The organism is Streptomyces sp. NPDC055013 (assembly GCF_053608645.1).
Genome location: NZ_JBSGVW010000027.1, coordinates 57,899 through 73,285, shown reverse-complemented (window position 1 = coordinate 73,285; position 15,387 = coordinate 57,899). Strand labels below are relative to the sequence as shown.

Below are 15,387 nucleotides of genomic sequence, written 5' to 3'. Positions count from 1 at the left end.
GTCGAGCTCTCATACCGTACCGCAGAGATTGATATATCAGTTGCTCATTAGTTGGCTCCCAGGATGGTGCACAGATGGCAGCGAACCCGTCGATCACCACGTCCACCTCTCCTCTCTCCCTCCCGCTGGGTGAGCTCGACCCGGATGTCGCCGCCGCCGTGGGCGCGGAGCTCCACCGGCAGCAGTCCACCCTGGAGATGATCGCCTCGGAGAACTTCGCCCCGGCCGCCGTCATGGAGGCCCAGGGCTCGGTGCTGACCAACAAGTACGCCGAGGGCTACCCGGGCCGGCGCTACTACGGCGGCTGCGAACACGTCGACGTCGTCGAGCAGTTGGCCATCGCCCGGGTGAAGGAACTGTTCGGCGCCGAGGCCGCGAACGTGCAGCCGCACTCGGGGGCCCAGGCCAACGCGGCCGCGATGTTCGCGCTGCTCGACCCCGGCGACACGATCCTCGGCCTCGACCTGGCGCACGGCGGTCACCTGACCCACGGCATGCGCATCAACTACTCCGGCAAGCTGTACGACGTCGTGCCGTACCACGTGCGCGAGTCCGACCTGCGCGTCGACATGGACGAGGTCGAGCAGCTCGCTCTCGCGCACCGGCCGAAGATGATCGTCGCCGGCTGGTCGGCCTACTCCCGGCGGCTGGACTTCGCCGCGTTCCGGCGGATCGCCGACGCGGTGGGCGCGTACCTGATGGTGGACATGGCGCACTTCGCCGGGCTGGTGGCCGCGGGCCTGCACCCGAGCCCGGTGCCGTACGCCGATGTCGTGACCACCACCACGCACAAGACCCTCGGCGGGCCGCGCGGCGGAGTGATCCTCAGCCGTGCCGACCTGGCGAAGAAGATCAACTCGGCGGTCTTCCCGGGCCAGCAGGGCGGCCCGCTGGAGCATGTCATCGCGGCGAAGGCGGTGGCCTTCAAGGTGGCGGCGGGCGAGGAGTTCAAGGAGCGCCAGCGACGCACTCTGGACGGCGCCCGCATCCTCGCCGGACGGCTGCTGGCCGATGACGTGGCCGAGGCCGGGATCACCGTGCTGACCGGCGGCACCGAGGTCCATCTGGTCCTCGTCGACCTACGCAACTCCGCGCTCGACGGGAAGCAGGCCGAGGACCGGCTGCACCGCGTCGGCATCACCGTCAACCGCAACGCGGTGCCGTTCGACCCGCGCCCGCCCATGGTCTCGTCGGGGCTGCGGATCGGGACCCCGGCCCTGGCCACCCGCGGCTTCGGCGAGACGGAGTTCCGCGAGGTCGCCGACATCATCGCGCAGGCCCTGATGGCGGAGCGGCTCGGCGACGAGAGCGCGGACCTGCTGCGGGACCGGGTCGCGAAGCTCGCCGGCGCGTTCCCCCTCTATCCCCACCTGACCGGGAATCCCCACCTGATCGGAGACGCGGCATGACCGCCCAGCCGCTGCCGGAGCACCCGGACTTCCTCTGGCGCAACCCCGAGCCGCGTTCCTCCTACGACGTCGTCATCGTCGGCGCCGGAGGGCACGGCCTGGCCACCGCCTACTACCTCGCCAAGAACCACGGCATCACCGACGTCGCCGTACTGGAGAAGGGCTGGCTGGCCGGCGGCAACATGGCGCGCAACACCACGATCATCCGCTCGAACTACCTGTGGGACGAGAGCGCGGCGATCTACGAGTACGCGCTCAAGCTGTGGGAAAAGCTCCCGGAGGAGCTGGACTACGACTTCCTGTTCAGCCAGCGCGGCGTCCTCAACCTCGCCCACACCCTCCAGGACGTCCGCGAGGGCGTGCGGCGCGTCAACGCCAACCGCCTCAACGGAGTCGACGCCCAGTGGCTCGAACCGGACGAGGTCGCCAAGGTCTGCCCCATCCTCAACGTCTCGTCCCGCACCCGCTATCCGGTCCTCGGCGGCACCTTTCAGCCCCGGGCAGGTATCGCCAAGCACGACCACGTCGCCTGGGCACTGGCCCGCCGGGCCGACGAGATGGGCGTGGACCTGATCCAGGGCTGCGAGGTCACCGGCTTCCTCAAGGAGGGCGACCGGGTCGTGGGCGTCGAGACCAACCGGGGCCGCATCCTCGCCGGCCGGGTCGGTCTCGCGGCCGCCGGGCACAGCAGCGTGCTGGCCGAGCGGGCGGGCGTACGGCTGCCGGTGCAGTCCCACCCGCTGCAGGCACTGGTCTCCGAGCTGCACGAGCCGGTGCACCCCACGGTCGTCATGTCGAATCACGTGCACGTCTATGTCTCCCAGGCGCACAAGGGCGAGCTGGTGATGGGCGCGGGCGTCGACTCCTACAACGGCTACGGCCAGCGCGGCTCCTTCCACGTCATCGAGCAGCAGATGGCCGCCGCCGTCGAGCTGTTCCCCGTCTTCGCCCGGGCGCACGTGCTGCGGACCTGGGGCGGCATCGTGGACGTCAGTCCGGACGCCTCCCCGATCATCGGGACCACGCCCGTCGAGAACCTCTACGTCAACTGCGGCTGGGGCACCGGCGGTTTCAAGGCCACCCCGGCCGCCGGCTGGACCTTCGCGCACACCATCGCCACGGGCGAACCGCATCCGCTGAACGCCCCCTTCGCCCTCGACCGTTTCGCGACGGGTGCGTTGATCGACGAGCACGGCGCGGCAGCCGTGGCCCACTGAAAGCCTGCTGAGAGAAGGACACCGTGCTGCTGATCAGCTGCCCGTGGTGCGGCCCCCGCGACGAGACCGAGTACCACTACGGCGGACAGGCCCATGTCCCCTACCCCGAGACCCCTGCCGACCTCACCGACGAGCAGTGGGCCGAGTACGTCTTCTACCGCGACAACCCCAAGGGCCCCTTCGCCGAGCGGTGGATGCACAGCACCGGCTGCCGGCGCTGGTTCAACGTCCAGCGCGACACCACCACTTACGAGGTGCTGAGCTCCTACCGGCTCGGCGAGCCCCGCCCCGAACTGCCCCAGGCCGGAGGGAACGACCGATGACCGACCAGCGATTCCGGCGGCGGCAGGGCGGCCGTGTCGACCGTGCCCGCGTGCTGCGGTTCACCGTCGACGGGCGGGAGCTGACCGGCCACCCCGGTGACACGGTCGCCTCCGCGATGCTGGCGAACGGTGTTGTCGAGGTCGCCCCGTCGCTGTACCGCGGCCGCCCGCGCGGCATCGTCGCCGCGGGTGTGGAGGAGCCCAACGCCCTGGTGCAGATCGACGGTTCGTGCTCGGAGGGCATGCTCCCGGCCACGACTGTGGAGCTGTACGACGGGCTGTCCGCCACCACCCTCTCCGGGATGGGCCGGCTCGACCCGACCCCCGACCCCGCCGCGTACGACAAGAAGTACGTCCACACCGACGTCCTGGTCGTCGGCGCCGGACCGGCCGGACTCGCGGCCGCAGCCGCTGCCGCCGGCTCCGGCGCCCGGGTGATCCTCGTCGACGACCAGCCCGAGCCCGGCGGTTCGCTGCTCTCCGGCACGCGGACCGGCCTCGAGTGGGTCGCCGACGTGCGTGCGGCTCTCGACGCCGCCCCCGACGTCGTGGTGCTGCAACGCACCACGGCCTTCGGGTCGTACGACGACAACTACGTACTGGCCCTCCAGCGGCGCACCGACCACCTCGGAGCCGGCGCCCCCGACCCGTCCGAGGGCGTCTCGCGTCAGCGGCTGTGGCACATCCGGGCCCGCCAGGTCGTCCTGGCGACCGGGGCCCACGAGCGTCCACTGGTGTTCGCCGGCAACGACCTGCCCGGGGTGATGCTCGCCGGGGCCGTGCGTTCGTACCTCAACCGGTACGCGGTGGTGCCGGGTTCGCGGGCCGTCGTCAGCACGACCAACGACAGCGCGTACGACACCGTCGCCGATCTGCACGCCGCCGGGATCGACATCGCCGCCGTCGTGGACGCGCGCCCCGAACTGTCCCACAGGGCCGCCGAGGTCGCCGCGGCGACCGGGGTGCGGGTGCTGACGGGCGGTGCGGTGGTCTCCGCTGCGGGCGGCGGACGGCTCACCGGCGTCACCGTGCAGGACCTGGACGAGGACGGCCGACTCACCGGTGCGGCGGAGTCGTTCGACTGCGACCTGCTCGCCGTCTCGGGCGGGTGGAGCCCGGTGGTGCACCTGCACAGCCAGCGTCGGGGGCGGCTGCGCTGGGACGAGGAGCTGGTCGCGTTCGTCCCCGACGGAACCGTGCGGGACCAGCAGGTCGTGGGGGCGGCGCGTGGGACGTACGACCTCGACGGCTGTCTGGCCGAGGGGGCGCGGGCCGGGGCTCGGGCCGCGACGGACGCCGGGTTCCCGGTCGTCGTACCGTCGCCCGACGCTGCGCGATCCGTGCCCGGCCCGGTGCGCGCGCTGTGGCTGGTCCCCGCCCCCGACGGCGAACCCGCCACCTGGGACACTCACTTCGTCGACCTCCAACGCGACGTCACCGTCGCCGACGTGTGGCGGTCCACCGGTGCCGGCATGCGCGGTGTGGAGCACGTCAAGCGCTACACCTCGCTCGGCACGGCGAACGACCAGGGCAAGACCTCCGGCGTCAACGCCATCGGCGTGATCGCCGAGGCCCTCGGCGGTTCGCTGGGCGAGATCGGCACCACGGCCTACCGCGCGCCGTACACGCCGATCGCCTTCGCGGCCCTGGCGGGGCGTGAGCGCGGCGAGTTGTTCGACCCGGAGCGCACGACGTCCATCCACACCTGGCACGTCGCTCAAGGGGCGGTGTTCGAGGACGTCGGACAGTGGAAACGGCCCCGGTACTACCCCGACCACGGCGAGGACATGGACACGGCCGTGGCCCGCGAGTGCCGGGCGGCCCGTGAGGGGGTGGCGTTCATGGACGCCTCCACCCTCGGCAAGATCGAGATCCGGGGCGCGGACGCGGGCGAGTTCCTCAACCGCATGTACACGAACGCCTTCAAGAAGCTGAAGCCCGGCATGGCCCGCTACGGCGTCATGTGCAAGCCCGACGGCATGATCTTCGACGACGGCGTGACCCTGCGCCTCGACGACAACCGCTACTTCATGACCACCACGACCGGCGGTGCCGCCGGCGTCCTGGACTGGCTGGAGGAGTGGCTGCAGACGGAGTGGCCCGAACTCGACGTCCACTGCACCTCGGTGACCGAGCAGTGGGCGACGATCGCCGTCGTGGGACCGCAGTCGCGCGAGGTCGTCGCTCATCTCGCCCCCGACGTCGACCTGTCGAACGAGGCGTTCCCCTTCATGGCCTTCCGCGAGACCACCCTCGCCTCCGGCATACCGGCCCGCATCTGCCGGATCTCCTTCTCCGGTGAACTCGCCTACGAGATCAACGTCTCCGCCTGGTACGGCCTGGCGGTCTGGGAGGAGGTGTACGCGATCGGCCGGCCGTACGACATCACCCCGTACGGCACCGAGACCATGCACGTCCTGCGCGCCGAGAAGGGCTACATCATCGTCGGCCAGGACACCGACGGCACCGTCACCCCGCAGGACGCGGGCATGTCCTGGGTGGTCTCCAAGCAGAAGGACTTCATCGGAAAGCGGTCCTACTCCCGCGCCGACACCTGCCGCGCCGACCGCAAGCAACTGGTCGGCCTGCTGCCGACCGACCGCACGACCCGGCTGCCCGAGGGCGCCCAACTCGTCGCGCCGGACGTCTCCTTGGAGACCGTGCCCGTGCCGATGCTCGGCCACGTCACCTCCAGCTACCACAGCCCGGCCCTCGGCCGACCGTTCGCCCTCGCCCTCGTCGCCGACGGGCGGGCGAGGATCGGCGAGACCCTGCTCGCCCCCGTGGGTGAGGGCCTGGTGCCCGTCGAGGTGACCGACTTCGTCCTCTACGACCCCGAAGGGACCAAGCGAGATGGCTGAGCCCACGACCGACATAGGCTCCGGCCCGGTGGCACCGCGCACCAGCCCCCTGGCACATCTGGAGGAACGGATGCGCGCCGCGACCGTCACCGGCGCCCGGGGCGTGGCGCTGGCCGAGCGGCCGTTCCTCACGATGGTGAACCTGCGCGTCGATCCCGCCTCCGATGCGGCCGACCGCATGGCCAAGGTCCTGGGGACACCCCTCCCCCGACAATGCGGCCGCACCGCCGCATCCGACGCCCACACGATCGCCTGGCTCGGTCCCGACGAGTGGCTCGTAGTCTCCGAAGGCACCTACGTGTCCGCCGACTTGAAGGAGGCACTCGGAGCGGACCCCGGCTCGGTCGTGGACGTCTCGGCGAACCGCACCACCCTGGAGCTGAGCGGCCCGACCGCCCGGCAGGTTCTGGAGAAGGGCTGCGCGCTCGACCTGCACCCTCGGACCTTCGGCCCCGGTCGGGCGCTGTCGACCACGGTGGGACCCGTGGCGGTACTGCTCTGGCAGGTCGACGACGAGCCGACGTACCGGCTCCTCCCACGGTCCTCGTTCGCCGACCACCTGGCCCGCTGGCTCATCGACGCGATGAGTGAGTACCGGGGGGCGGAGATTCCCTGACTCCTCGTTTCCCGCGATGGGTGGAACCCTTCGGACGGGCTTCCGCGTGTAGCAAAAGGCGGCTCCCGGAAGGTCCGGGAAGCGGCCGGCGGCACGGTCGCCTCGACTCCGTGCGAGGAACTGTCCCGGAGGGACGGCGCGTTGTAGGAGGGAACGGGTGGGGGCCATGACGGCCGGTCGGGCACGTGCGACATCATGTGTCCGCGCCGGTCGGTGATCGCCGGGCCGCGACGCGGGACACCACCCGCGGGGTGGCGGGCTCGCTGTTGAGCGCTGTATACGGGGATGCGGAACTGCTGCGCGAGGGCGACATCGGCGATCGCCCCGGCCGCCGCACGAGGAGAGGGAGAGCCGTCCGGATGCACAACAAGGAGGCCGTACAGGTGCCACCGGACCAGGAGCGGAGGGTCGCGGGCCGCTACCTGCTGCTGTCGCGCCTCGGCGAGGGCGGCATGGGAACGGTGTGGCGGGCGCGCGACGAGACGCTGCACCGCGACGTCGCCGTCAAGGAGGTGCGTGCCCCCGCCGGGCTGTCCGCCGCGCACATCGAGAGGATGTACACGCGGCTGGAGCGCGAGGCCTGGGCCGCCGCCCGCATCCCCAACCGCAACGTGGTGACCGTCTACGACGTGGCCACCGACGACGGCCGCCCCTGGATCGTCATGGAACTCGTGCGGGGACGCTCACTCGGAGACCTGCTGCGCGCCGAGGGACCGCTGAGCCCGAAGCGGGCGGCGCAGATCGGCGCCGAGGTCCTGTCAGCTCTGCGCGCCGCGCACGGCGAGGGGGTGCTGCACCGCGATGTGAAGCCCGCGAACGTACTGCTCGGCGACGACGGCAGCGTCGTACTCACCGACTTCGGCATAGCCATGGTCGAGGGCGACTCCTCGTTGACGATGACCGGCGAGGTCGTGGGCTCCCCCGAGTACCTTCCGCCGGAACGGGCCCTCGGCCGCACTCCCGGTCCCGAGTCCGACCTGTGGTCGCTCGGCGTTCTGCTCTACGCGGCCGTGGAGGGCCTCTCCCCGTTCCGTCAGGACACCCCGCTCAGCACCTTGCGCGCGATCGTCGACGAGGAACCCCCGGCACCACGGCGGTGCGGCCCGCTCACCCCGATCATCGAGGGGCTTCTGCGCAAGGAGCCCACCGAGCGGATGGCCGCCGAACAGGCCGAGCGGGAGCTGCGGGCGATCGCGACGGGCGGTACGCCCCCGACGGCCGCCGAGGAAGCGCCCACGAGCGCCGCCCTCGAATCCCCCACGGCCGGCGTCTCGGAGGTCCCGACGGCCGACGGAACCCTCACCGTCGGTGACGCGCCCACGGTCGGTGACACACCCACGGTTGGTGACGCACCGGCCGCCGGTGACGGTACGTCAGCGCCAGCGCCACCGGCGGCGACGCACGCCGTGACACAGCCATCACCGGCCCAGACCTCTCACTCCCCTCAGCCACCACAGCCCGCTCAACCTGCCGCCACCGCACCGCCCGGCGTCTTCGGCCCACCCATCCCCTTCGAGCCGCAGCCTGCCGGAGTGCCGCGCCGCAGCCGACGCACAGCGGCCCTGATCGCCGGCGCGGTGGCGTGCGCCCTCCTCGTCGCCGGGCTGAGCTACGTGCTGGTCAATCGGGGCGAGGACGAGGGCGGGAACGACAAGGACACCGCCACGACGCAGCAGGTCCGTGCGACGGTGACGGGCGTCAACACGACCTATGTCGGGGAGTGTTCGCCGCCCGCCGATCAGGCCCCCACCTTCACGGCGACGTTCGCCGTGGACGAGGTACCGGCCAGGATCACCTATCGGTGGGTGTCCAAGGACGGTTCGGTGGTCGATCGCGAGTGGCGCTCCCTCAACTTCGCGAGCGACGGGGACCGTACGGGCCAGGACGTCGTTCGCCTGACGGCGTACTCCAGAACCGGCACCTTCACCAGCGAGGTCGGCGTGGAGGTCAAGGGCCCTCCGGGGACGACCTCGAACACGGTGCCCTTCTCGGTGACGTGCGAGTAGGCCGGTGTTCCAAGATCGGTTGAACCGCGGCGGGGCATACTTACGTGTATGTCCCGGGGGAGTTCACCCTCACACGGAGTGCGAGGAGTACGCAGGTGCCGTCGATCATCGTGGGACAAACAGGTCCCTTCACTGGTCAGAGTGTGGTTCTGGACGGTGCACCGCTGACCCTCGGCCGTAAGGGCGACAACGGCATCGTGCTGGTGAGCGCCAATGCCTCGCGCCTGCACGCCGAGATCGTCACGGAGGACGCCGGCTTCGTCCTGTACGACCGTGACAGCCGCAACGGCACGTACGTCAACGACGAACGCGTCACGCGACACGTGCTGCGGCCCAACGACCGCATACGAATAGGCGACGAAACCTTCCTCTACGAGGCGCAGGAGGCAATGGAGACGGTCATGGACCTCTCCCTCCTCAACTCGCCGCGCATCGATCCGAGCGCCGACTCCGGAACCCTGCGCGTCACGGTCACCGGCGGTGGACCGGTCGGCCTGGCCTTCGCCCTGGCGCTGGAGGAGCAACTCCGGGGACGTACGCAGATCACCGTGTACGACGCCCGTTGGCACAAGGAGGGCTCCACCGTCGTCTGGAAGGACGAGCGGCACGGCAACGTACGGCGCCAGCAGGTCGTGACCGTGCAGAGCCGGCAGTATCTGGCGCTGTCCGAGGAGGTTCGCTCGGCGCTGTTCGACGACGCGGCCGGCTACTCGGAGATGTGGCCCGTCGGACCGGACTCGGTGGACGGCCGTCCGCCGCGCAACATCCGTATCGCCTACGTCGAGGACCAGTTGCTGGAGCTGGCCAACAAGCGCGAGGCGATCAGGCTGGTCCCCAGTCGTTTCGACGTGGAGGAGCAGCAGAACCGGATCGCCCAGGACCACGTGCTCGTCATCGCCGAGGGCGGACGTTCCCGAACCCGCGAACACTACGCCGACCGCTTCGGGGCGGCGGACGCCTCGATCTACTCCCTCGACGGCGAGCACCTGCGGGACATCGTGCTGGGGCTGCGGGTGAAGTCGACGCTGCCGGACCCGATGAGCGTCCTGCTCACCGTGTCCCAGAACCGTTTCCTGCTCAACTCGCTGCGCGGCGAGGGCTTCCTGAACATGCGGCTCACCCGCGAGGAGGCCGAGGACGTGATCGGCATCGATCCGGTCCGCAAGGTCTTCGAGGAGTGCATCGCCGCCCGCCCCTGCGTGATGACCCGCGGCGAGCACAACGAGTTCGTCTGTCCCACGCACGGAACCCTGTTCCTGCCGGCCCTGCTTCAAGGTTCGCCGCTGTGGAAGCGGATCCTGGAGGGGCTGAAGATGTTCGGGGTGCCCGAGGACGACCTGTCGGCGGTCACCTCGTTCCGTCTGGACATGGTGCAGCGCCCGCGCTTCACGGCCCAGCTCAGCCGGCCCACCGCGAAGAGCCCGGGGACCTTCGGTTTCCTGCTGGGCGACGCGGCGAACGCCATCCACTTCTGGCCCGGCCGCGGCCTCAACAGTGGCCTGGCGTCGGCCACTTCGCTCGCCCGCTCCCTCAGCCGGGTCTGGCAGGGCCGACCCCTTCGGGACGCCGACTTCATCCGGCACGAGGCGGCGATGTCGATGCTTCAGTACCGGCACAAGTCCCGGGCCTGGAACGCGATGGTGGCCACCGACGACGAGGGCATCACCCGTGCCATCAAGGACATCGTCGCCGGCAGCATGCAGCCGGACGACGGCTCCGCGGCGCACCGGTCCGACCTCGACCTCCTGCTCGACCGCATGGTCGCCATCCGTGAGCGGCTGTCGTCCCGCCTGCCGGGCATGCCGACCGACGAGGTGCTGCGCGCCCACCTCGCCGCGCTCGCCCCGGAGACACTGCGCACGCTTCAGGAGAGCGGGGCGTGGGACACCCTGATCGTCAGCGGTGAGGAGGCCGACATCGACATCTTCTACCAGTCGGAAGTCCCCGTCTTCGTGCCCCGCCCTCCCGACCCGCGCACCGACCTCGCGCCGCAGGTGCCGCAGGAGGCCAAGTTCCTCAACCCGCACAACGCCGGCCCGGCGGTCGCACCGTCGTGAGCCGGTGCCCGTGAGGGGTGCCGCCTCGGAGTCCGGCGGCCGGTGGGCGGCCGCCGCTCCTCCCCTTTCAGCTGGTCAGCGCACTGTCCGCCGTGCGCGACCGGACGACGGAGGACCTGCCGGCGCACCAGGTCAGGACCGCGGTTCGAAGGCGTCCTCCTGGCCGGGGGCGCGCCCCCGGGCACCTGCGCACGTGACCTTCGCTGCCGCAAGGGCGATACTGCCGACATCAGGGCTTCGGCGACGACACGCCGTATCGCCGGAACCTCCCGAACCCGCCCACGACCGCCACGGACCGCCAAGATCGAAGCCTTGCCCCACCTGCCCTGACCTGGACAAGCACAGGTCAGGAGGCCGGCGCCAGTCTCACCAGGAGGTACCCATGAAGATGCTGATCAACGTCGCGGAGACCGTGGTCGCGGACGCACTGCGCGGAATGGCTGCCGCTCATCCCGAGCTGGTCGTCGATGTGGACAATCGGGTGATCGTTCGGCGAGACGCGCCCGTGGAGGGGAAGGTCGCCCTCATTTCCGGCGGCGGGTCGGGGCACGAGCCGCTCCACGGTGGATTCGTCGGTCCGGGGATGCTGTCGGCGGCCTGTCCGGGTGAGGTGTTCACGTCGCCGGTGCCCGACCAGATGGCGCGGGCCGCGGCCGCGGTGGACAGCGGGGCCGGTGTGCTGTTCATCGTGAAGAACTACACGGGCGACGTCCTCAACTTCGACATGGCCGCCGAGCTGGCCGAGGACGAGGGCATCCAGGTCGCGAAGGTGCTCGTCAACGACGACGTGGCGGTCACCGACAGCCTCTACACGGCCGGGCGGCGCGGCACGGGCGCGACCCTGTTCGTGGAGAAGATCGCCGGTGCCGCCGCCGACGAGGGGCAGCCGCTGGAGCGGGTCGAGGCGATCGGGCGGCAGGTGAACGAGAACTCCCGCAGCTTCGGCGTCGCCCTCAGCGCCTGCACCACCCCCGCCAAGGGCAGCCCCACCTTCGATCTGCCGCTCGGCGAGCTGGAGTTGGGCATCGGCATCCACGGTGAGCCCGGCCGGGAACGCCGCGCGATGATGACCTCGGGTGAGATCGCCGACTTCTCGGTGGGCGCGATCCTCGACGACATGACCCCGCGCAATCCCGTGCTCGTCCTGGTCAACGGTATGGGCGCGACACCGCTGTTGGAGCTGTACGGCTTCAACGCCGAGGTCCAGCGGGTGCTGGCCCAGCGCGGAGTGACCGTCGCCCACACACTCGTCGGCAACTACGTCACCTCCCTCGACATGGCTGGCGCCTCGGTCACCCTGTGCCAGGTCGACGAGGAGCTGCTGCGGCTGTGGAACGCGCCGGTGAAGACGCCGGGGCTGCGGTGGGGTATGTGATCCGGAGCCGGACGACCGCAACGCACCTGCCATGCAAGGAGATCCAGTGCTCGACGCCGATTTCTTCCGCCGTTGGATGACGGCGACCGCCGCCTCCGTCGACCGTGAGGCGGAACGGCTCACCTCCCTCGACTCACCCATCGGGGACGCCGACCACGGCAGCAACCTGCACCGCGGGTTCACCGCCGTCGCGACGGCGCTGGAGAAGGAGGACCCGCAGACGCCCGGTGCGATCCTGATGCTCGCCGGGCGGCAGCTGATCTCGACGGTCGGCGGGGCGTCCGGACCGCTGTACGGGACCTTGCTGCGCCGGACCGGCAAGGCCCTCGGGGATGCCGGTGAGGTGAGCGAGGACCAGTTCGGCCAGGCGCTGCGGGCCGGGGTGGACGCGGTCATGACGCTCGGGGGTGCGGCGCCGGGCGACAAGACCATGATCGACGCGCTGGTGCCGGCCGTGGACGCCCTCGGTGACGGTTTCGCGTCGGCGCGGGCCGCCGCCGAGGAGGGTGCCCTGGCGACGACGCCGTTGCAGGCCCGCAAGGGGCGGGCGAGCTATCTCGGCGAGCGCAGCATCGGCCACCAGGATCCCGGCGCCACGTCATCGGCGCTGCTGATCGCGGCACTGGCGGAGGCGAACGGTGAGTGAGGCGAAGAAGGACCAGGGACTCGTGGGCGTCGTGCTGGTCTCGCACAGCGCGCAGGTGGCGGCGTCGGTCGCCGAGCTGGCCCAGGGGCTCGCGGGCGGCTCGACGCCCGTGCCGGTGGCCCCGGCGGGCGGCACCGAGGGCGGCGAGCTCGGCACCAGCTCCGAACTGATCGCCGCCGCTGCGGCCTCCGTCGACCGCGGCGCCGGGGTCGCGGTCCTCACCGACCTCGGCAGCGCGGTCCTCACCGTCAAGGCCCTCCTCGCGGAGGGCGACGAACTCCCCGACAACACACGCCTGGTGGACGCCCCGTTCGTCGAGGGCGCGGTGGCCGCGGTCGTCACAGCGGCGGCGGGCGCCGACCTGGCGGCGGTGGAGGCGGCGGCTGCGGAGGCGTACACGTACCGCAAGGTGTAACGCCCTACGGCAGCCGTGGCGGCCAGGGCCCCTCGGCAGTGTTCCGGCTACCGGGACGCGCACCGAGGGCCCTGCCAGCCGGTGCCGCTCTGCGGGCGGTGGCCGGGCCACTGGAGCCTTGACGACCGGACGCACGGGGTCTCCGGTCCCACGACGCCCACCCAGCGCCCCTCAGCCGCCTGCCACCGCTCCTCGGGCCGACCCCCGACCGACGCACGGGACCTCGCCCCATGACGCCGGCTCCCACCCCGGCGCCTTCAGCCGCCCACCCCCGCTCCACGAGCCACACCCCACACGGCACGCGCACAGCAGCCGCTCAAGCGGTGACCAGGCACCCCTGCAGCCCAGACGGCCGACGCACGGGATCCCGGCAGGCGAGCAACATCAACGGCGTGATCCTGCCCGTCGACGACGGCTGGTCGGCGGTCTGACCGCCCCTCACCCGCCGACGACGGCACGACGGACATGACGACCGCCCCGAACGTCCGCCAGGGGCCGGGGGCCTGAGTCCGCGACAGGACCCGGCCGCCCGGCCACCCGCGTCCGGCGCGGGATCAGCGACGACAGCGGGCCCGCGCAGGCGGCACGAACTCCCCAGATCTCAGGGTGAGTTCGGCGGTGAGGAGCTTCAGCATACGTAACCCGCCGGACGGACCATCAACGACCACCAGCTACCGCCCTCTTGATGTGATCGCGTCAGCCGCGTCATATTGGTCCGGACCATTGCCGCGAGGCCGCCCCCGGGAGGCAGAGTCGTGCGACGCGTTCTGGCACTCGTTTCCACCCTCTGCGCGGCGCTCGCGCTGCTCTCGTCCTGCACGTGGGGCGGCGCGGACGGGGACGGGGCCCGGCCGCCCGGGGCACCGACGGGTGTCACGGCCGCCGCGGGCAGCGCGACCAGCGTGCACGTCATGTGGACCGCGGTCTCCACGGAAGGCGGCGTCCGCGTCTACGAGGTGTATCGGGGCCCCACGAAGGTCAAGGAAGTGCCGGGCTCCGCACACATGGTGGATGTCACCATGCTCAAGCCCGCCACCACCTATGCGTTCACCGTCCGGGCCCGTGACACGGGCGGGCGGCTCGGGCCGCCGAGCAAGGAGGTCCGGGCGACGACTCCCCGGGCCGTGGCCGCCGATCGAGCGGCCCCGACGCGGCCGGGGAAGATCACCGGCCGGGCGGTCGGCAGCCGGGCGGTTCAGCTGTCGTGGTCGACGGCCACGGACAACCGGGACGTGGTGTCGTACGACATCCATCAGGGCGGCACGAAGATCCACAGTGTGGGCGGCAACCAGACGGCGACCGTGGTCACCGGGCTCAGGCCGGGCACCCGCTACTCCTTCACCGTCCGGGCCCGCGACGCGGCCGACAACCTGTCACCGGCCACGGCGTCCGTCCGGATCACCACGCCCGGCACCGACGACGGACGAGGCACCGCACCGACCGCCTTCCGGGCGACGACGCGTCGCGCGGACGGGGCGTACCACCTCGACCTGAGCTGGGTACCGCCGCGCACGGACGGCGTCGTCGCGGAGTACCAGATCCAGCTCGACGGCAGGGCGGCCACCTCGCTGGTGTACGGCGGAAACCCGCCGCGCGACAAGGCCACGTACAGCTTCTACCTGGGCCCCGACTCCGAGGTCAGCCACCGGGTGCGGATCCGGGGGAGGCTACCGGACGGCACCTGGGGCGGCTTCTCGGCGGAGCGGACGGTGACGACCGGCGCGCGGGGGTGACAGCCGGTCCGGCCTCCCCCGGATGCAGCAAGGAGTCACCTGACCGGGGGCGGCCCGCATGCGGGCCGCCCCCGGGGCGCGTTGGCTGCCCCTGAGGCAGCACGGGCGTTCCCGACCCTCGGCGGCGCAAGGGATGTACCGCCAACCGTGCCGCCGGAGGGCATTCCATGCGCAATTCATCGCTCTTCCTCCGCTCGGGCCTGACCGTGGCAGCCGCCTCACTCCCCTTCGTCGTGGCCGCCGGTCCGGCCGCCGCGCAATCGGGGATCTCCGTGAGCACCACCGGGTCCACGGTCTCCGTCACGACCAGTGCGTGCACCAATGTCAACGGCAGCTGGGGCACCGCCTCGCTGCTCAACAGAAGCCAGGCCAACTTTTCACAGGGGCGCCAGGTCTCCCTGTCCGGCACGGACCGGCTCCAGTCGGCGGCGTGGTCGAGCGTGAACCCGGGCACCTACACCGTCATCGTGGTGTGCTCCAACGGCTCGACGGCGGGCACCCAGTCGGTCATCGTCTCGACCACCCCGACCCGTACACCCGCCCCCTCGACTTCACCCTCGCGCGGCGTGATGGGCGGCGTGGGCGGTTCCTCGACGGACTACGGCACCCTCACGCTGGTGGGCGGCGGCGTCCTGGTGGGCGCGGGTGGCCTGGCCGCGGCCTGGTATCTGCGCCGCAAGGCCAAGCCGTACCGGCTCTGAGGGCCGGGCCCCCGGCACAGCTGCCGGG

12 protein-coding genes are annotated in these 15,387 nt (G+C 71.4%); all 12 read left to right on the top strand.

The annotated features are described in order from the left end of the window. Positions 1-74 precede the first annotated feature (74 nt). The 12 genes from glyA to ACWGDB_RS28605 all read left to right on the top strand — a co-directional run bounded on the left by glyA (position 75) and on the right by ACWGDB_RS28605 (position 15,359). On the top strand, positions 75-1,409 hold the full coding sequence (gene glyA / locus ACWGDB_RS28660) for a serine hydroxymethyltransferase (protein ID WP_453825071.1): 1,335 nt from the start codon (positions 75-77) through the stop codon (positions 1,407-1,409). Then, complete coding sequence (locus ACWGDB_RS28655; protein ID WP_453825070.1) at positions 1,406-2,626, top strand: sarcosine oxidase subunit beta family protein; 1,221 nt, start codon at positions 1,406-1,408, stop codon at positions 2,624-2,626. The genes glyA and ACWGDB_RS28655 overlap by 4 nt, the downstream gene beginning before the upstream one ends. 23 nt (positions 2,627-2,649) lie before the next feature. Beyond that, the gene (locus tag ACWGDB_RS28650; RefSeq protein ID WP_453825069.1) at positions 2,650-2,949 is read left to right on the top strand and encodes a sarcosine oxidase subunit delta; all 300 of its coding nucleotides are present in this window, start codon (positions 2,650-2,652) and stop codon (positions 2,947-2,949) included. Then, positions 2,946-5,810, top strand: coding sequence for a sarcosine oxidase subunit alpha family protein (locus ACWGDB_RS28645; protein WP_453825068.1), 2,865 nt, complete (start codon positions 2,946-2,948; stop codon positions 5,808-5,810). Before ACWGDB_RS28650 ends, ACWGDB_RS28645 begins: the two co-directional genes overlap by 4 nt. Next, positions 5,803-6,426 (top strand): sarcosine oxidase subunit gamma, encoded by a 624-nt coding sequence (locus ACWGDB_RS28640; protein WP_453825067.1) that lies wholly within the window; start codon positions 5,803-5,805, stop codon positions 6,424-6,426. The genes ACWGDB_RS28645 and ACWGDB_RS28640 overlap by 8 nt, the downstream gene beginning before the upstream one ends. Before the next feature lie 359 nt (positions 6,427-6,785). Continuing rightward, positions 6,786-8,432, top strand: coding sequence for a serine/threonine-protein kinase (locus tag ACWGDB_RS28635; protein WP_453825119.1), 1,647 nt, complete (start codon positions 6,786-6,788; stop codon positions 8,430-8,432). A 44-nt stretch (positions 8,433-8,476) separates the two neighbouring features. Beyond that, a complete protein-coding gene (locus tag ACWGDB_RS28630) occupies positions 8,477-10,489 on the top strand; it encodes an FHA domain-containing protein (RefSeq protein WP_453825066.1) in 2,013 nt (670 codons plus the stop codon). Positions 10,490-10,871: 382 nt separating this feature from the next. Continuing rightward, complete coding sequence (dhaK, locus tag ACWGDB_RS28625; protein ID WP_453825065.1) at positions 10,872-11,864, top strand: dihydroxyacetone kinase subunit DhaK; 993 nt, start codon at positions 10,872-10,874, stop codon at positions 11,862-11,864. A 46-nt stretch (positions 11,865-11,910) separates the two neighbouring features. Further along, on the top strand, positions 11,911-12,510 hold the full coding sequence (gene dhaL, locus ACWGDB_RS28620; RefSeq protein WP_453825064.1) for a dihydroxyacetone kinase subunit DhaL: 600 nt from the start codon (positions 11,911-11,913) through the stop codon (positions 12,508-12,510). Then, on the top strand, positions 12,503-12,925 hold the full coding sequence (locus ACWGDB_RS28615; RefSeq protein ID WP_453825063.1) for a PTS-dependent dihydroxyacetone kinase phosphotransferase subunit DhaM: 423 nt from the start codon (positions 12,503-12,505) through the stop codon (positions 12,923-12,925). Before dhaL ends, ACWGDB_RS28615 begins: the two co-directional genes overlap by 8 nt. A 755-nt stretch (positions 12,926-13,680) precedes the next feature. After that, on the top strand, positions 13,681-14,658 hold the full coding sequence (locus tag ACWGDB_RS28610; RefSeq protein ID WP_453825062.1) for a fibronectin type III domain-containing protein: 978 nt from the start codon (positions 13,681-13,683) through the stop codon (positions 14,656-14,658). 167 nt (positions 14,659-14,825) lie between these two features. Continuing rightward, complete coding sequence (locus ACWGDB_RS28605) at positions 14,826-15,359, top strand: hypothetical protein (RefSeq protein WP_453825061.1); 534 nt, start codon at positions 14,826-14,828, stop codon at positions 15,357-15,359. The last annotated feature ends 28 nt before the right edge of the window (positions 15,360-15,387 follow it).